This window comes from Shewanella sp. OMA3-2, from assembly GCF_021513195.1.
Classification (GTDB): Bacteria; Pseudomonadota; Gammaproteobacteria; order Enterobacterales; family Shewanellaceae; genus Shewanella.
Map to the genome: position 1 here is coordinate 3,030,764 of NZ_CP090974.1, position 18,374 is coordinate 3,049,137.

Sequence of the window (18,374 nt, forward strand, 5' to 3'; positions counted from 1 at the left end):
AAAATAATCGAATAAAAAAGCTTAAAGTTTGGGCCTAGATCACCCTTGCAATAAATACTCTTCGGCTTTTTCAATACTGCGCGGTTTACCCACTAGCATTAAAATATCATTGCGGCGAAATACCCAATCATCCGGTGCAGGCTCGATCTCAGAGCCTTTTCTGCGCACAGCTCTAAGTTCAACCTCTAATTGATGCCATGGAATGTCTGCGACTTTTTTACCGACACTGCTGGCACTGGTCGTTAAGGACACTGCATGCAACAAATCCAAAGTAAAGTCCGTTTCTGTGCCAGAAAAAAATCCATGTAAATATTGATAATGGTTACGCCGCTCTGATTCAAGCCGTTTAAGAATGCGCTGCAAGGGCACGCCACACTTGTAGAGCACCTGAGAAACCAACATCAGACTGCCTTCCAACGACTCAGGTATCACCTGTGTTGCCCCAGCCTCTTTAAGGCCTTTAAGATTTGAATCATCTCGCGTACGGATAAGAATTTTAGCATCAGGAGCTAATTTTCGACTTACCGCTAACGCTTCTTCAGCCTGGCGTTCTTCTGTAAAGGTCACTACCACCATACTGGCTTGGCGGATCCCTATTCGCTTTAAAATCCCCATTTTACAGGCATCGCCAAAATAAACCGGTTCACCAGCTGCGCGGGACTCTGTTACACGGGTGGGATCAAGATCTAACACTATATAATTAATCGCTTCGGTTTTTAAGAAACGGGCAATGGTTTGCCCTACACGGCCGTAACCTAAAATCACCACAAAATCATCATCATCGCTGTTAGGTAAAGTAATGGTTTGTGACGCCATCCCTTTAGGTGGCTTACCGCCCTTAATCTTTTTGGCTATATCGACACTGTTGCGGATTAACCACGGGGCAAATGACATTGAAATAACGGCTACCGCAACCAGTATAGTACTGACTTTATTTTCTAATAACTGATAGTTAACCGCCAAGGCCAACAACACAAAACTGAACTCGCCTACCTGTCCTAAACTGATTGCGGTACTTAATGCCACTTTGGCGTGTTCACCCGCCAACTTTAATAACCCATAAACGATTATTATTTTAAGTGCAATAACGGCGATCAAAGTGGTTAATATTTGCCACCAATATTGTATTATCAAGTCAAAATTCAGCATCATTCCAATCGAGATAAAAAATAGTCCCATCAATAAATCTCTAAATGGGCGAATATCGGCTTCTAATTGACGGCGATACTGGCTTTCTCCAAGTAACATACCGGCAATAAATGCCCCTAATGCCATTGACAGCCCTAGCCACTGAGTAAATGCCCCTGTCAATAATGCGACAACTAAAGTCGATAATACAAATAACTCATTAGAACGTGAACGAGCTACTTCATCAAAAATTCGTGGCAATATCCATTTACCAAATGACATGAGTCCGAGAAAGGCCAAAATACCGGTTAGCAAACCATACACTATGCTATTTATGCTCATTTGACTGCTATCATTAGCCAGCAGAGGTAATAGAATTAGCATGGGCACCACGGCTAAATCCTGAAATAACAGTACGCTGACCGATAATTCTCCGTGGCGCCTTCTAAGCCAACCTTGTTCGTTCATCAGTTTAAGCACAATGGCGGTAGAGGATAATGCGATAGCTGAGCCAATGACCAATGATGCTACCCAATTTTGCCCCAATAGGTAAGCGACACCACCCGCTATTAATGTGGTGATAATCATTTGAGCGCTACCCAAGCCAAACACAGTACGACGCATTGACCATAAACGCGGCACAGAAAACTCAAGCCCTAAAGTAAACATCAACAGCACCACGCCAAGTTCAGCAACATAGTGCATCTCATGTTGAGTAAACCAGTGAAAACCACTTGGGCCACTGATCACCCCGGTCAAAAGATAAGCCAGAATCGCAGGTAATCCTACCCGCCCTAAAATAGCAATTGTTGCTATGGCGATAACTAACATAAATAAAATATGAATAAACATATTGTTTTCCATAGGCAAAAAACTCCCTGTCAAGAAACTGTCGAAAGCGTTGCATCCTGTTTGTCAAAATAACAAATAAATTACAAACACTTAAAAAACATAGAAAAATAAATTTAGGCATGTAACTTGCTTAATACCGGTATCACAGTGACACGTTTTGGAGTACCCCTATGGATTTTGCAATTGCAACCGAACTTTTCCCAGAAGAATATGGGTATAGGTCAAACACCTATCTACGGATGGAGCCTGAGCTTGATCTGGTCCAAGTGATCCAGCAATTACATGCAAGTTTAGATCCTCGGACAGTTTTTGCCTGCTATGGCAAAATTGTCGGTCAACATTTGCCGATAAAAGCACTGCAACTGTTCGTCGCAGACCAAAAGTTTACCTGGGGGCGTCACAATGGCATTGAGTTAGTACGCCATATTAAAACTGAATCCGATACCTTAAAGATACATTACTATCTTTCAGTGCCACTCAGCCCAATACAACTAACACTACTTAATCACATTGAAGCATTGATATTACAGCCATTTAATAACGCCCTTAAGTATCAACAGGTGTCTAACCAGGCTATGTTTGATGCATTAACAGGCCTTGGTAATCGTTATTACTTGAAAAAAGTGATACATACAAGCATTGCCAGAGCGCAGCGTAAACAAGGTCATGTGTCTTTAATCGTATTAGATTTAGATAAGTTTAAACAACTTAATGATAAATTTGGTCACATTGTAGGGGATAACGTACTCGCCAGCTTTGCGACCTTAATTAATGATTCTATACGAGATACCGACCAAGCATTTCGCATTGGTGGCGACGAATTTGTTGTTATCACCGAAGGGGGTCATCCGCGGCAAGCTTAGTATGCCAACGCATTTTAGATAACTTACCTCAGTGCCCTGAACTGATGGAGTATAATGTTAAGTGTAGCTTAGGTATTGCTCAGTCGCGTGCTAAAGAAGAGCTGGCCACACTTTATGAGCGTGCCGATAAAGCCATGTACAGTGCAAAGGCAGCAGGCAGAAACTGTTTTAAAATTTGTGCAGACACGCAATAGTTAGCATAAAAATCATCATAATGACCATAGCCTTACTCCACTATGGTCATTGGTGAAATGATGAATCTACATAGTTATTTTACAACCCTCTAAGCTGAATACGTCTTAAAAACTCCGTCATCACCCGATCATAAACTAAATCACCTAAAAACAAGTCCTCTACCCCATGGTCAATACTCGGGTTATCATTCACTTCAATCACAAAGGCTTTACCGTCAATTTCTTTTAAATCGACACCGTATAAGCCGGCACCAATTAAATTAGCCGCTTTACTGGCAGCATCAATCACTTGTTGCGGCACCATCTTTAAGTCAACACAATCAAAATCACCACTGCTCACACGACCACTTTGATGATGTTGATAAATTTGCCAGTGACCGCGGCTCATAAAATAGCGGCAAGCATATATAGGCTGACGGTTTAACATGCCAATACGCCAGTCGTAATCTGTTGGCATAAAGGCTTGGGCTAAAATTAACGCACTGTGTTCAAAAATTTTATTCGCCTGTTCAATTAAAGTTTCTCTGTCTTTAACTTTTAATACCCCAAGCGAAAACGCCCCATCAGGTACTTTAAGTACCGCAGGTAAGCCTATGGCCTCAATAACATTATCTACCCAGTTTTCATCAGACTTTTTAAAAATTAAACTTTTAGGGACTGGCACTTTGTGGCGATTCAATAACTCAGTTAAAAATACCTTATTGGTACACTTCATTATGGATTCAGGGTCGTCCATTACTACTAGTCCTAACTGCTCTGCCGCTTTAGCAAATCGATAAGTAAAGTTACTAATATTGGTGGTTGAGCGAATAAATAAACCATCAAACTCACTTAAGCGCGCTAAATCACGGGAGCCAATTTGAACCAGATCCATCCCAATACGGTTGGCTGATTTAGTAAATAATTTAAGGGCAGCTTTGTCCGATGGCGGCATTTTCTCGTGTTCATCGACCAACATGGCAATTTCATAGCGATACCGTTTAGCTGCTTTAGGTAACTTCCATACCTTTTGCGAAAACACTTCTAAATACTTAGCAAACAAATCTTGCTCAATATCAGTTAAGTTTTGAAATGTCGCAGGTTCAATGGTATCCACTTGCCATTTATCGGACTGTTTAGATAAACGCACTTCAAGAATAGGTACGGTGAATCGTTCAAATATTTTACGGGCGATTTTTTCTAATGCAGGGTTATCACAATAACCGAAAAAGATTTTCATCGAAATATCATTAACGGTCGCGGCTAATTTATCCAAGCCAGACTGAGGCAGGCTAAAAAAACGGTCTTGAGATAAATCATTAATGGTCATTACCCGAGGGATAACCCTGTGCCCCCGCGCCTCTGCCATTAACGAACAATAATATCCGGTACTTAAATAGTCATAGCTACGACACAAGTTAATCACTTGCATAGCGCCTTTGTCTGAATAGGCTCCCATGTTTAAATAATCGTGAACAGTGACCATGTTGTCACTTGGAAGGTAAGGACGCCAATCACTTGCGTCATCAGTAACAATTAAAAACTGAGCCATAAATATCTATTGCCTCTTGTGTGGTTTAGCGCGTAAATTAACTCACTATCATGTTTGCCAACCCGAGCCTACTCATGCTGCTTCGCCAAGCTATTGCCAGCGATTTACCCCAACTAAACCACATAGAAACCAATGCATTTAGTGGTGATAAAATCAGCTCTCGGCAGATGAAACGCTTTATAAACTCGCCACTGGACTGCTTATTAGTGGCCGAGGTCGACGGCACACTAGCAGGCTATGCTTTAGTGTTATTTCATCGTGGCACCCGTTTAGCCAGGCTGTATTCAATTGCCGTAGCAGCTGAATTTAGAGGCCGCAACATTGCCTTTGAATTGGTAAAGCAATGCGAGCATACCGTAGTTGAGCGTGGCTTCATTACATTACGCCTAGAAGTACGAAACGACAATATAGCCGCAAAAAATCTTTATTTAAAAATGGGTTATAAGATACTTAAAACCTTAGTACATTATTATGATGATCTAGCGGATGGCGTGCGTATGCACAAACGCCTAGACCCACCAGGACCAAGTAAAGTCATCAAAATGCCTTTATATGTGCAAACCACCCCATTCACCTGTGGCGCAGCATGTTTAATGATGGCCATAAGTGCGGTAAAGCCACAGTATAATCCTAGCCGAGTCGATGAACTGAGTATTTGGCGTGAAGCCACCACTATTTTTATGACCAGTGGTCATGGTGGTTGCAGCGTACATGGCTTAGCGTTAGCCGCCATTAAACGCGGATTACAAATAGAGATGTACAGCCAATCAACCTCAGTACCGTTTATTGATAGCGTGCGTGATACCAATAAAAAGGCTGTTATCACCTTGGTACACGATGATTTTTGTCAGCAACTGACTTCGCAAGGCATTGCAATCAACAATGCCTCCCCCACACTAGCGCAACTACGCGGTTGGATTGACTCAGGCTTTGTTGTGTTATTGATGATAAGCACCTATCGATTTAATGGCGAAAAAGGCCCACATTGGGTGGTATTGAGCGGCTACAACGAGCAGTTTATGTTTATCCACGACCCCTTTGTTGAAGCACAAAAAGATGCCATAAATGCCGCTTATGTGCCGATAAGTCAATCTGAGCTAGCGCAGGTAATGTCTTATGGGAAGCAGAAATTGGTGTCTTGTTTAGTGGTTAAATCGGCTGCGGTTTAATGGTTAATATTTGGGTTTGTACTTGTGTTCTACGCCGATAACATAGCGCTGACCTCAAGTGAAAAGTGACATGAGATTATTTTAAAATACTGACTTGTTTATGCCCCAAGGTTTGTTTGGAATATGGCCTACGACCACTATGAACATGAAGCTTCGCTCACAGTAAAGAATGTATCGTGAAATTTATCTTTATAGTTTCAGTATGGTATTTACTCACCGACACGCAGCAAGTACGTCTGGTAGTCGAGAAGAATGGGGCAAACAGTGGTGTGAGTATTTGAGCAATAGCTTGCTGAATCACACGGTCAATGACGTTAGGGATCCCCAATTTGCGTTTACCGCCATCGGTTTTGTCGATCTCTACGCGCCTGACCGCTGAGGGTTGGTATTCACCTTGCTCTAATTGAGATTTACATTGTTGCCCGCCTTGTTGCATCCAAAGCGGGAAGGCTTCGATGGTCATGCCATCGATGCCAGCCGCGCCTTTATTGGCTTTCACTTGACGCCAAGCTCTGTGTAAATTTTCAGGCTTGAGTAGTTGCTGAAATAGATCGCGGTTGAAGGCCGGTTGCATATCAATACGCTGCCGATAGTAATCGTCTGGCGACGTAGTGGGTATCGACAAGTTTGACAAGACTCCTCCTTCTTCTAAATGTTCAGGCCTTCACCATGTCCCAACCATTACGCTGGGCGTTGGGTTACTCGGCAACTGCTCCTGCGTTGCTCTACCTCCTGCATCCATGCTGTCGTATGCCGTCTGCTGACTTCTGCTTAATCACATGTCAAGTTACCTCGTCATGCGCTATCGGTTTTGACCGCCACGGATGGCGGAAATGCAGATATTGCAGGAGCAATATATCTGCCATCTGGTTCGCTCTTTTCAGTCGATGAAATTGAAAAGCCAAGGCACTTATAAACCAGAGCCTTACTGGTTAATAGCCAATCGCGTGTTAAACAGATCTCCCCACTCTGTATTAAAAAGGAAGGAACATGAACTTTCTGTGCACGACTGTATCATTTACGGTGGCCATTAGATCACGTGGTTTCGTCGTCTTGTGCCCTTGCTTCGCGGGGCAGCCCCTGCCAACTCACCTCTAGCCTACGCCTCATATGATGTTCTTGTTCATCAGCTCGCCTTCTTTGTAAATAAACAAGGCTAGCGGCTTCCTCCAGACCAAACCTCGCGGATAAGCCCTTGCCATTCGCTAGTAGTTAACGTTTAATAACAGTATGTTATTCTCTTTTAGAAAGAGTAACGGTGATCTTCCTACAGAGGACTTTCACCTCATTAGTTCATGCCCATGCTGGGCGTACACAAGCAAAGGCAGCATCGCCCTGCGGGCTGGACACGCTAACGCGCGCCGCTGCTTTGGGCGTTAGCCGGTAGGAGGTACTATGCTAATCATCGCGTCAATGTTACTTATCCTATGTGGGGTTATTCATTCGGTCCTTGGTGAGCGCTACATACTGATTCGTTTGTTTAAGCGTGACAATTTGCCACATATTTTGGGAAACGATCAATTTACAAAAGGTACTCTTCGATTTGCGTGGCATATAACAAGTTTGGCTTGGTTTGGTTTTGCGGCACTTTTAATCTTGCTACCAGGTTCGAAAATACTGCTATTAACAGTCAGCGCGGTATTTGCGGTAAGTGGTGTTTTTTCAGCTTACTTCACAAGAGGTAAGCATTTATCATGGTTGGTTTTTTTGGCTATCAGCGCATTAACACTAGCGAGTGCTGTGAGTGGCTAATCGGGTTACCGGAGGTATCTAGCCTCCAGCCCCTACACCACACTGTATGCGGCTCTGCACACGACTGAATGGATTCAGGAGGTAGAGCAGCGCAGGAGCATGTTGCCGAGGGCGGTTAATTTACTCTCTTTAAAGAAATGACTTAACTCACTTTCTGGTTAGCTATTTATTACAAAAAATGAACTGCGATCCATCTCTTAGTGAATATAATCCTGCTTTCTTAACTATTTATTCGAGCTGGCATTACTCAAAATTTAGTCGGTCAGGGTAAACTTTTTATAAAATAAAACCTTCCACCCGCTTTCTTCAAATATTATACTCGGTATGTCAATTAGTTCTAGGACGCTAAATATTGGTTTTGATTTTTTCAAGCCTGCAGGTACCCAAATACTATAAAGGCGAACCATGAGTGTTTGCGAGACGACCGTCCGCCCCATGGACGGGTCGGCCGAGCTATAGGGACATACTTGCGCGTGTCGGTAAGTAAATGTCATGGTAAGCCTGTAGATAGAGTTTCAGCAAGCTCACTTTTCTCCAAAAATAAGTTAACTTTTGTGTTTATCGTTTTGTAATAACCAAAAATGAAGCTAAATCGAAGAGATAAAGATTCGGGTGCAGATGAGCCAGCGAGTATCTAAAACAGGGCGAAGTTTCACTACGTGAAACATTTCTGAGCGAGAGGCATGGATGACGAACTGGCTGTTTAACAGGATGTTATTGGTTTGGTTAAGCCCACATGGATGCTGATTTTAAAACCAAGAGCCGGCGTCTCGCTGGATCATTTGCACTTGAAGTGAATATGAGGTCTATGAGTATAAAATTGTATCTGGTTACACTTTTATAAAGTGAAATCTTCCAACCCGCTTTTTTCCAAAAGTGAGTGAACTGTTATTCTGATTTAATTTTTGCCACCGCCATCAATGAAGCATGAGCTAATCTCTTCACGCTTAAAACAAACTGATCCCTTTCAGCCCAGCTTGAGCTAGATAGCGCTTATCGACCCATAGGCCGATTGCAGCGACTAATATCTCATCATAAAAAACTAACGGAATTTGTTGGCGACGCCAGGGGGGAATATTGCACTCTTGCCACAGCTTCTTTAATTCACGTGGTTTCACGCGGTGTGAACTGGTAAATTGAGGGTGACATTTAATCGAACCTGTAGCGCCAAAACGAATGGTCACTTTACTGTTAGCTATCGGTAATGCCAGTAAAGGTTTATCAACCGATATTTGCTGACTTAACTGACATTGGTGCTGACCCATATTTATGGTTAGCTCCGCTATTTCGCCGTTTAAAAGATTTATAAACTCAGCGCTTAGTTGGGCTGCCTCTGGTACGTCAAGCTCACAGGAGTGAAGCACATATGCGACACCTGCAAAACGTTTAACTTGATAACTGCCCCATTGAATTGACACATTCGCATCATCTTTGGCAATCAGCAGTTGTGACAGTATCTGCTGTAATTGCGCCTGCGACGGTAAACTTACGCCGCAATGGACTAAATATCCGCGAAACAGTAATGCTTGCCAGGCAGCGGTTAGCTGTTCAAAACCGCTGAGTGTAAAACCGCTTGATTCAGTCAGTAATGCATTATCATCACTGGCTAGCACTAGCCATTGGGGTAAGCGATGACTGACTTCGTTATCAATCACTTCTTGCTGTTCGGCGCATAAGGCTGCACTTCTGGCTGCGGTTGTGGCGATACTTGGCCAGCGTTGCTTTAAGCGTGGAATAATATCAAGGCGCAAAAAGTTTCGATCATAACTGTCGTCTTGATTACTTTCATCTTCGATATGAATTAACCGCTGCAGAAGGGAAAATTGTTCTATTTGATCGCGGCTAATGTCTAATAACGGCCTAACCAACCAGGCTTGCTTATAAGCTTGAATAGCCGCCATAGCCCCTAGCCCTTTTGGGCCTTGACCGCGTTTTAACGCTAGTAGCAGCGTTTCGAGCTGATCATCTTGATGATGAGCCGTGAGTAAAATATCACCGGAATTAAGGTAACGGTCAAATGCCTGATAACGGGCGTCTCGTGCTTGCGCTTCTAGACTTTGTCTTGGGCCTTTATCGACAGTAACCCGCTCAATTTGTATGGGTAACTGATAATGCCCTGCGCGAGTGATGCAGTGCTGCACCCAGGTGTTGGCATTGGCACTAAGGCCATGATGAACATGAATAAGTAAACAGGCAATATGTGGATATTTGTGTGCGAACGCGCTCAGTCCTGACGCTAATACTTCCGAATCAACCCCACCACTGTAAGCCAGTACTAACTTAGCCGCGCGCGCCCCCTGCTCTGTCGTTAATTGATAAAGCGGCATTACCGACTGCTCTAACAAGCTCAGTAATTGCTCTTTGGTCATCTGCGCTGAAGCTAAGTTATTTGAAGCAGGGTTACTTGAAACTACGTTATTTGAAGCTTGGTTATTCGCTGTCATGGTGTGCGCCTAATTAAAGACAATTTTAACATTCGACGAGCCCATCAGGGTTTCTAGGGCGAGCATTAAATCATCTGATGGATTGACCCGCCATTCATCTCCCAGCACTAAGCGCCCTGCTGCGGCGTCTTTGGTATAATTGATCACCACAGGCACAGCGCCTGCTTTCCACGGCATTAATATTTGCTGAAAATGAGTTAACCATTCTGGCGATAACATATCGGCATGGATATTAAGCTCAACCGCTTTGGCAAAATGACTTCTTGCTTCGCCAATTTCAATAATATTACGGCCATTCATTCTATTGCCACCGGCAAAATCATCATAACTGACATCGCCTTCACAGATTAAAATGCGATCTTTTTCAAGTAAATGACCGAATTTTTCAAATGGTTCAGTGAATAACATCACCTCTAAGCGAGCACTTTTATCGTCAAGCGTCACTAAACCCATTTTTGAGCCGCGCTTAGTGATCATCACGCGGGTGGCAACCACTAGTCCCGCGACTTTAACCGTTTTACCCCGCTCAGTCGGGTGAATGTCTTTTAAGCGACCTGATGTATATTGTTTCAACTCAGCTAAATACTGGTTAATTGGATGACCGGTTAAGTACAACCCAAGGGTATCGCGCTCACCTTCTAACCATATTTTGTCTGGCCACGGCGTACATTCAACAAAGTTTTGCTTATTATCGTCTGGCTCATCATTGAGCAAACCAAACATATCATGTTGACCGATTTCTTGCGCTTTGGCATGTTGCGCCGCGGCTCTGATAGCTTCGGGTAATGTGGCCATCATCGAAGCTCGATGTGGGCCAAGATTATCGAGTGCGCCGGCACAAATAAGCTTTTCGATAACCCGTTTATTGAGCTTTTTCAAATCAATACGGGCACAAAAATCAAATAAATCGATAAAAGGGCCATCTTTGCGTGCTTCAAGAATAGAATCGACTGGGCCTTCACCCACGCCTTTAATCGCGCCAATGCCATACACAATATTTAAGTCATCATCAACGGTGAACTTAAATTGGCCTTTGTTCACATCTGGCGGAATAAGCGGCAAGCCCATACGTTCACATTCATCAACTAAGGTAACAATTTTATCAGTGTTATCCATATCCGCAGACATTACCGCTGCCATAAATTGCGCGGGATAATGGGTTTTAAGCCACAATGTTTGATAAGACACCAAAGCGTATGCAGCAGAATGCGATTTGTTAAAACCGTAACCGGCGAACTTTTCAACCAAGTCGAAAATCTTCATCGACAAGTCGCCGTCAACGCCGTTATTAATCGCGCCTTCTTTGAACGTGCCGCGCTGCTTAGCCATTTCTTCAGGTTTTTTCTTACCCATAGCACGGCGAAGCATGTCTGCGCCGCCTAGGGTATAACCCGACAGCACCTGCGCAATCTGCATGACTTGCTCTTGATACAAGATAATGCCGTAGGTCGGTGACAGTAATTCTTTTAGCGATTCATGCTGATACTCGGCGTCAGGATAAGACACGGCTTCGCGGCCATGTTTACGCTCGATAAAGTTATCTACCATGCCTGACTGCAAAGGCCCTGGACGGAAAAGGGCTACCAGTGCGATCATATCTTCAAAACAGTCTGGTTGCAGACGTTTAATCAGATCTTTCATGCCGCGGGATTCAAGCTGGAATACCGCTGTGGTTTCATAGCGTTGCAGTAATTTAAAACAGGCGGGATCGGCCAGCGGAATCGCTTCAATACGAACCGGTTCTTTACCTTGTTTGGCTAGGCGCGGATTAATCATCTGCAATGCCCAGTCAATAATGGTTAAAGTACGTAAACCCAAGAAGTCGAACTTAACTAAACCTGCGGTTTCAACGTCATTTTTATCAAACTGCGTGACCGGATTTAAGCCTTCAGCGTCACAATATAATGGCGCAAAGTCCGTTATACGAGTCGGCGCAATAACCACACCACCGGCATGTTTACCCGCGTTACGCGTTACGCCCTCTAAACGACGACACATGTCGATAAGTTCTTTGACATCTTCATCCGCGGCATAGGCTTCAGATAGCGCAGGTTCTACTTCAAATGCTTTAGCCAGCGTCATGCCAGGTTCTGCGGGGATCATCTTAGTTAGACGTTCAACAAAACCATATGGATGACCTAATACACGTCCAACATCACGTACAACCGCTTTAGCCGCCATAGTACCAAAGGTAATAATTTGTGATACCGCTTCTCGGCCATATAGTTCGGCTACGTGATCAATAACTTCGTCACGGCGATCCATACAAAAATCGACGTCGAAATCGGGCATAGATACACGTTCAGGGTTTAAGAAACGCTCGAACAGTAAATCGTACTCTAACGGGTCTAAATCTGTAATTTTAAGTGCGTAAGCTACTAATGATCCCGCACCAGAACCACGGCCAGGACCTACCGGAATGCCTTGGTCTTTACCCCATTGAATAAACTCCATCACAATTAAGAAGTAGCCTGGGAATCCCATTTGATTAATAACTTTTAGCTCAATTTGAAGACGCTCATCGTATTCAGGTCTTCTTTGGGCTCTAACGGTTGGATCCGGGAATAAAAACTCAAGACGCTCTTCTAAGCCTTTTACCGACACGTCAACCAAGAAGTCTTCTATCGATAAGTCGCCGGTTGGAAAGTTAGGCAAAAAATATTCATATAATCTGATGGTAACATTACAACGTTTAGCGATTTCTACCGTATTAGTAATGGCTGAAGGAATGTCTTTAAACAGTTCACACATTTCATCTTCACTGCGAAGATACTGGCTATTACTGTATGTTTTAGGCCGTCTAGGGTCGACTAGGGTATAGCCATCGTGAATAGCGACGCGAATTTCATGCGCCTCAAAGTCATCGGCTTTTAAAAACACCACCTGGTTTGTGGCAACTACCGGAATCCCCGTTTGAGCAGCAAGATCGACCGCCATGTGTAGATAGCGTTCTTCATCTGGGCGGTCGGTACGAATAAGTTCAAGAAAATAGCGATCACTGAAGTGGGTTTGATAAAAGTTTACGAGGTCGTTAACTTGGTTTTGGTTACCTTTTAATAACGCTTTACCTATATCGCCTTCTTTGGCACCCGATAAGACTAAGATCCCTTTGTTATAGGTTACAAGCCAGGCTTGGTCGATAACAACGCGACCGTCGACTTGGCCGCGAAGATAAGCTTCACTGATTATCTGGGTTAAATTTTGGTAACCGTCGTTATCCATTGCAAGAATGGTTAGTGCACATAATTCTTTTTCAAAACCAGGCACACGCATCCAAAAGTCAGCACCCACAATTGGTTTAATACCCACGGCATGTGCACCGCCATAAAACTTCACTAAACCACAAAAGTTGTTTTGATCTGTCAATGCGATTGCGGCCATTCCCTGCGCTTCTGCTGCCGCTAAGATAGGTTTAACTTTAGCCACACCATCTGTCATGGAATAGTCACTGTGAACGCGCAAATGCACAAAACGAGGATCGGACATAAATAAAATTCTTATTTTTCGAAGCTAAAAAAGATGCCAATAATGTGGTTGAAACTATCAATAACACTAGCAAACATTCACATTACAGCCAATGCTTATTAAAAGTGGAATTATCGAAATCAACACCTTGAAATAGAAACCGCTAAGGTTAACAAATGGCTTGACGCTTGAGTGATGTAAAGCGAGTTTAATTAGACCCTATCACATCAAACACTATGATACTCATGCAACACTATTGGTTTTAAAAGTAAGCGCAATTAAAGCGAGATCCCATAAAATCTTTACATTTAAAACATCAATATCTCGGGATTATTTTGCCGCGTTTGCTAAACATTCAGCAACCGGTTTAAAGCTTTTTCTATGTTCATCGATCACACCAAACTGTGCAAGCGCTTCAAAATGTGCTTTGGTAGGATAACCCTTATGTTTAGCAAAACCATAATGCGGATACAGGGCATCAAGATCATCCATTTCTTTATCACGGGTCACTTTAGCAATAATTGATGCAGCACTGATTGAAGCCACTAAACCATCCCCTTTAATAATCGCATGGGCTGAAATACCAAAATCAGGCACGCGGTTACCATCCACTAATACCCGTTCAGGCAAAATGGTCAACCCCGCCACAGCACGCTGCATGGCTAACATAGTCGCTTGTAAAATATTAATTTGATCAATTTCAGTAGGGCTTGCTCGGCCAACACTGACAGCTAACGCATTGGCCATAATATCTTGATATAACGCATTGCGACGTTTTTCTGTCAACTTTTTAGAATCATTCAACCCGATTATCGGTTTAGTTGGATCTAAAATCACTGCGGCTGTAACCACATCACCCACTAAAGGGCCACGGCCAACTTCATCAACACCGGCGACAATACCTTCAGAAATCATCGCCACTTGTTCTGGGGTGATCTGTTTTATCACTTGCGGTAATGTCGACATATAAGCTTATCCTAGGTGTGAGCATCAGCCAATTAATGTGCTGGCAATAATGCCACGACAGCATCGGCAGCACGCTCGCTGGCATTACATTTAAGTAATAAATGTAACTGTTCAAATTTTGCATTAAGTGGTGCGAAATCTTGATTCAGTTGTTTCATCAGTGCATCTGCAATTAACTCTGGCTGGCAATTAGCTTGCATTAATTCAGGCACGATTGTTTCGTTAGCTAATAAATTAGGCAGCGAATAGTTTTTGATTTTCATCATACGAATAGCAATGGCATACGTAATAGGGCTAACGCGGTAAGACACCACCATAGGGCGTTTGACCAACATAGCTTCTAATGTGGCTGTACCTGATGCTAATAAAATGCAATCAGCGGCGGCCATCACTTCCCGAGATTGCCCTTCGATAAGTTCAACCTCTAAATCTGGCGCATGTGCCACCAAGGCATCCAGAAACTGTTGCCGACGCGCTTCATTAACTAATGGAGTAACAAACTTTATATCGGGAAAATGTTGTTTAACTAACATTGCTGCTTTAACAAATGGCTCGGCAAGTAACTTTAGCTCACCACCGCGAGAACCGGTAAAATCGCCAAGTATTCAGCATCAGGATCTAAGTTAAGCAGTTTACGCGCTAGCGCTTTATCGCTTTTAAGCGGTATGTCATCCGCTAAAGTATGACCAACAAATGTACAAGGAACATTATGTTCATCATAAAAGGCTTTTTCAAATGGCAGTAAAGACAACACCATATTAGTGGCTTTGGCTATTCTAAAAATCCGCTTAGGACGCCATGCCCATACAGAAGGGCTGACATAATGAACCGTTTTGATACCTTGTTTTTTAAGCTTAAGCTCAAGGCCAATATTAAAATCAGGCGCGTCAATACCAATAAAACAATCAGGTTTAATGGCAGTGATTTTATCTATCAAAGTGGCACGCACTTTCAATAGACGTGGCAAACGCGATAGCACTTCAACAATGCCCATCACCGCCAACTCTTCAATCGAAAACCAAGACTGGAAGCCTAATTTTTCCATACGAGGCCCACCAATACCCACAAACTGTGCATCTGGATAGCGTAGCTGTAAGGATTTGATTAAACCAGCACCTAGAATATCGCCGGAGATTTCTCCGGCGACCATGGCAAATATACGGGGGGTTGAGTCGCTCATTAGATCACTTAACGAATAATGCCACGGGAAGAGTGAGTAATAAAATCAACCATGGCTTGAACATGGGGGTCATTCTCAGCGTCAGGTTGTATTTCAGCTAATGCTTCTTCAAGGGTCAAGTTTTTACGGTATAGGGCTTTGTAAGTTCGACGTATAGCATGTTGTGTTTCTTTGCTAAAACCACGACGCTTTAAGCCTTCAACATTTAATCCACGCGGAATAGCTGGACTACCAGCGGCCATCACAAAAGGTGGCACATCTTGAAAAATGGTTGATGAACCAGCAGTAAATGCATGAGCACCAATATGAACAAATTGATGCACACCGGTCATGCCACCTAAAATAACATGGTCATGTACATGGACATGGCCTGCAATAGAGGCGTTGTTAGCCATAATCACATGATTACCGACCACACAGTCATGTGCCACATGCACATAAGCCATTAACAAGTTATGTGACCCAATGCGTGTTTCGCTATTATCTTGCACAGTACCACGATGGATGGTAACAGATTCACGGATAATATTATTATCACCCATAATTAAACGAGTCGGTTCGCCTGCATATTTTTTATCTTGGCATTCTTCACCTACTGAGGCGAATTGAAAGATACGGTTGCCTTTACCGATAACGGAAGGGCCTTTGATAACAACATGCGAACTAATCCAAGTATCATCGCCGATTTCTACATCAGCACCGATATAACTCCACGGTCCAATGGTGACATTGTTACCGATTTTGGCGCTTGGATGAACGAAAGCTAATTTATCTATCACGTTTGAATCTCTCTTCGGGCACACATAATTTCAGCTGAACACACCACGACTCCATCAACGCGTGCTTCGCCTTCAAATACACCAATTCCACGGCGCTCTTTAATCATCTTCACATGGAAATGAATTTGATCACCTGGTTCAACAACGCGCTTAAAACGCGCTTTATCTATACCTGCAAAATAATATAAGACATTAGGCGATGGCTCCATGCTCATCGTTTTAAATGCTAATAGGCCTGTGGCCTGAGCCATAGCCTCTAATATCAACACACCTGGCATAACAGGCGCTACAGGGAAATGACCTTGAAAAAATGGCTCATTAATCGTCACGTTTTTTATCGCGTGCAAATGATCGCCAACGGCGTAATCTAACACCCGGTCAATTAATAAGAATGGATATCTATGGGGAAGATACTTAAGAATTTCTTTAATATCCATTGTATTTAATTCGTTCGACACTCTTGTTTCCTTAACAGGTTCAATGAGAGGTTTAGTATGACAGTTAATCTTGTTTTTGCGTATTCTCAAGGTGTTTAACGCGAGAGAATAATTCATCTAATTGGCGGAAGCGCACAGTATTACGACGCCATAACTTATTATCCATTGCTATGGTGGCAGAAGAATATACACCTTTATCACGAATAACACTGGTCACATTAGTGCCACCAGAAATGTGTACGCCATCGGCAATACTGATATGGCCAGAAACACCACAACCACCACCAATTATACAATATTTACCAATCGTCGCACTGCCTGCAATGATAGTTCCACCGGCTATTGCGGTATTTTGACCAATAATCACGTTATGGGCGATTTGAACTTGGTTATCTATTATGACACCGTCGTGAATTTCAGTATGGGATAACGCCCCTCGGTCAATACTGGTTGATGCACCAATTTCAACGCGATTACCTATTCTAACGCCCCCTGTTTGCGGGATTTTTATCCAATTACCTTTCTCATTGGCATAACCAAAACCATCCGAGCCGATAACCGTTGCCGAATGGATAGTACAATCTGTACCGATATGGACATTATGGTATAAGGTCACATTAGCCCATAAACAGCTATTTTTCCCAATAATACTAGACTCGCCAACCACAGAGCCTGGCCCTATTTGCACATTATCGCTTAAGATGACATTGGCGCCAATAACTGCATTTGCACCAATTGAGACGTTCTCACCGAGTTGAGCACTGCCCTCTATTTGCGCACTTGGATGAATACCAATAGCCGCTTTAGGCGAGGTATCAAGCAATTGCGCCACACGAGCAAAACCGACATAAGGGTCAGCAACTATAATTGCTGTCCCTTTATAATCTGCTGCATCTTTTTCAGTAAGCAATACCGCGCTCGCTTGAGTTGCCTCAAGTTGAGCGCGATACTTACTGTTGGCTAGAAAAGATAATTGACCTTCAATTGCATCTTCTAAAGTGGCAACGCTGGTCACAAGTTGAGTATCATCACCTCTAATCGTGGCATTAAGCAGTTGGCCAATTTCTTTTAAAGTCACTTGTTGCATAGTGTTTATCGCCTTAAATTCGGGCTTATTTACCTTTACTTAATGCTTCAACCACTTTAGCGCTAATATCAGCGTCTGGCTTAACAAAAATTACTGCACCGCGTTGTAATACCATGTCATATTTTTCTTTCTCAGCAATGGTATTAATCGCTTTTTGAACTTGTACTAGCAGTTTGTTTTGCTCTTCACCTTGACGACGACGCATGTCTTCATCAAGAGCCTTACCTTTTAGTTGAAACTCAGACTTTAGCGATTCCATTTTACGAACCATTTCTGTCTTTTGAGTCTCACTCATTAACGCACCATCACGTTGCTGCTTTTCAACCAATGAACGCATTTCTTCCTGCATTTTTTGGACTTGAGCAACACGATCACCAAACTCAGCTTTTAATGATTTTGAGATTTGTTCACGTTGTGGCAATTGTTCAAATACTTCGCCCATATCGACTACTGCAATGTTTTCAGCATGTGCCATTATTGGTGCAGCTAAAAAAGCTAATGTAACTAATGCGCGATTTACCATCTTT

13 protein-coding genes and 1 pseudogene are annotated in these 18,374 nt (G+C 43.1%); 3 read left to right on the forward strand and 11 right to left on the reverse strand.

Features of this window, described 5'->3' with window-relative positions:
* Nucleotides 1-39: 39 nt before the first annotated feature.
* A complete protein-coding gene (locus L0B17_RS13375) occupies nt 40-1,992 on the reverse strand; it encodes a monovalent cation:proton antiporter-2 (CPA2) family protein (RefSeq protein ID WP_235085472.1) in 1,953 nt (650 codons plus the stop codon).
* 158 nt (nt 1,993-2,150) lie between these two features.
* Between L0B17_RS13375 and L0B17_RS13380 the strand changes: the two genes are divergently transcribed.
* Together L0B17_RS13380 and L0B17_RS18220 are read left to right on the forward strand one after the other, a co-directional pair.
* Nucleotides 2,151-2,843, forward strand: a complete 693-nt coding sequence (locus tag L0B17_RS13380) for a GGDEF domain-containing protein (RefSeq protein ID WP_336246468.1) — start codon at nt 2,151-2,153, stop codon at nt 2,841-2,843.
* Nucleotides 2,844-2,887: 44 nt separating this feature from the next.
* Nucleotides 2,888-3,037: a diguanylate cyclase domain-containing protein gene (locus tag L0B17_RS18220; RefSeq protein WP_336246469.1), complete on the forward strand. Its 150-nt coding sequence runs from the start codon at nt 2,888-2,890 to the stop codon at nt 3,035-3,037.
* Nucleotides 3,038-3,116: 79 nt separating this feature from the next.
* Here the strand turns inward: L0B17_RS18220 and L0B17_RS13385 are convergent, their stop codons facing one another.
* Entirely contained in the window at nt 3,117-4,568 is a 1,452-nt protein-coding gene (locus L0B17_RS13385) for a RimK family protein (protein WP_235085474.1), read from the reverse strand.
* Nucleotides 4,569-4,642: 74 nt separating this feature from the next.
* Between L0B17_RS13385 and L0B17_RS13390 the strand changes: the two genes are divergently transcribed.
* Entirely contained in the window at nt 4,643-5,737 is a 1,095-nt protein-coding gene (locus L0B17_RS13390; protein ID WP_235085475.1) for a GNAT family N-acetyltransferase/peptidase C39 family protein, read from the forward strand.
* A 157-nt stretch (nt 5,738-5,894) separates the two neighbouring features.
* Here the strand turns inward: L0B17_RS13390 and L0B17_RS13395 are convergent, their stop codons facing one another.
* From L0B17_RS13395 to L0B17_RS13435, 9 genes and pseudogenes are all read right to left on the reverse strand, one after another.
* Nucleotides 5,895-6,371, reverse strand: a complete 477-nt coding sequence (locus tag L0B17_RS13395) for a hypothetical protein (RefSeq protein ID WP_235085477.1) — start codon at nt 6,369-6,371, stop codon at nt 5,895-5,897.
* A 2,065-nt stretch (nt 6,372-8,436) separates the two neighbouring features.
* Nucleotides 8,437-9,933: a tRNA lysidine(34) synthetase TilS gene (tilS, locus tag L0B17_RS13400; RefSeq protein ID WP_235085478.1), complete on the reverse strand. Its 1,497-nt coding sequence runs from the start codon at nt 9,931-9,933 to the stop codon at nt 8,437-8,439.
* Between the two features lie 9 nt (nt 9,934-9,942).
* The gene (dnaE, locus tag L0B17_RS13405; RefSeq protein WP_235085480.1) at nt 9,943-13,419 is read right to left on the reverse strand and encodes a DNA polymerase III subunit alpha; all 3,477 of its coding nucleotides are present in this window, start codon (nt 13,417-13,419) and stop codon (nt 9,943-9,945) included.
* A 309-nt stretch (nt 13,420-13,728) separates the two neighbouring features.
* A complete protein-coding gene (rnhB, locus tag L0B17_RS13410; protein ID WP_235089820.1) occupies nt 13,729-14,313 on the reverse strand; it encodes a ribonuclease HII in 585 nt (194 codons plus the stop codon).
* Nucleotides 14,314-14,396: 83 nt separating this feature from the next.
* Nucleotides 14,397-15,544: pseudogene (gene lpxB, locus L0B17_RS13415) on the reverse strand (lipid-A-disaccharide synthase).
* 8 nt (nt 15,545-15,552) lie between these two features.
* On the reverse strand, nt 15,553-16,323 hold the full coding sequence (lpxA, locus tag L0B17_RS13420) for an acyl-ACP--UDP-N-acetylglucosamine O-acyltransferase (RefSeq protein ID WP_235085482.1): 771 nt from the start codon (nt 16,321-16,323) through the stop codon (nt 15,553-15,555).
* Entirely contained in the window at nt 16,320-16,781 is a 462-nt protein-coding gene (fabZ, locus tag L0B17_RS13425; protein WP_235085484.1) for a 3-hydroxyacyl-ACP dehydratase FabZ, read from the reverse strand. The genes lpxA and fabZ overlap by 4 nt, the downstream gene beginning before the upstream one ends.
* Before the next feature lie 43 nt (nt 16,782-16,824).
* The gene (gene lpxD, locus L0B17_RS13430) at nt 16,825-17,847 is read right to left on the reverse strand and encodes a UDP-3-O-(3-hydroxymyristoyl)glucosamine N-acyltransferase (RefSeq protein ID WP_235085485.1); all 1,023 of its coding nucleotides are present in this window, start codon (nt 17,845-17,847) and stop codon (nt 16,825-16,827) included.
* Nucleotides 17,848-17,872: 25 nt separating this feature from the next.
* Complete coding sequence (locus tag L0B17_RS13435; protein ID WP_235089821.1) at nt 17,873-18,370, reverse strand: OmpH family outer membrane protein; 498 nt, start codon at nt 18,368-18,370, stop codon at nt 17,873-17,875.
* Nucleotides 18,371-18,374 lie beyond the last annotated feature (4 nt).

Coding starts and splice junctions, on each gene's coding strand:
- L0B17_RS13375 (WP_235085472.1), bottom strand. CDS start 1,992: ATGGAAAACAATATGTTTATTCATATTTTATTTATGTTAGTTATCGCC.
- L0B17_RS13380 (WP_336246468.1), top strand. CDS start 2,151: ATGGATTTTGCAATTGCAACCGAACTTTTCCCAGAAGAATATGGGTAT.
- L0B17_RS18220 (WP_336246469.1), top strand. CDS start 2,888: ATGGAGTATAATGTTAAGTGTAGCTTAGGTATTGCTCAGTCGCGTGCT.
- L0B17_RS13385 (WP_235085474.1), bottom strand. CDS start 4,568: ATGGCTCAGTTTTTAATTGTTACTGATGACGCAAGTGATTGGCGTCCT.
- L0B17_RS13390 (WP_235085475.1), top strand. CDS start 4,643: ATGCTGCTTCGCCAAGCTATTGCCAGCGATTTACCCCAACTAAACCAC.
- tilS (WP_235085478.1), bottom strand. CDS start 9,933: ATGACAGCGAATAACCAAGCTTCAAATAACGTAGTTTCAAGTAACCCT.
- dnaE (WP_235085480.1), bottom strand. CDS start 13,419: ATGTCCGATCCTCGTTTTGTGCATTTGCGCGTTCACAGTGACTATTCC.
- rnhB (WP_235089820.1), bottom strand. CDS start 14,313: ATGATTTCTGAAGGTATTGTCGCCGGTGTTGATGAAGTTGGCCGTGGC.
- lpxD (WP_235085485.1), bottom strand. CDS start 17,847: ATGCAACAAGTGACTTTAAAAGAAATTGGCCAACTGCTTAATGCCACG.
- L0B17_RS13435 (WP_235089821.1), bottom strand. CDS start 18,370: ATGGTAAATCGCGCATTAGTTACATTAGCTTTTTTAGCTGCACCAATA.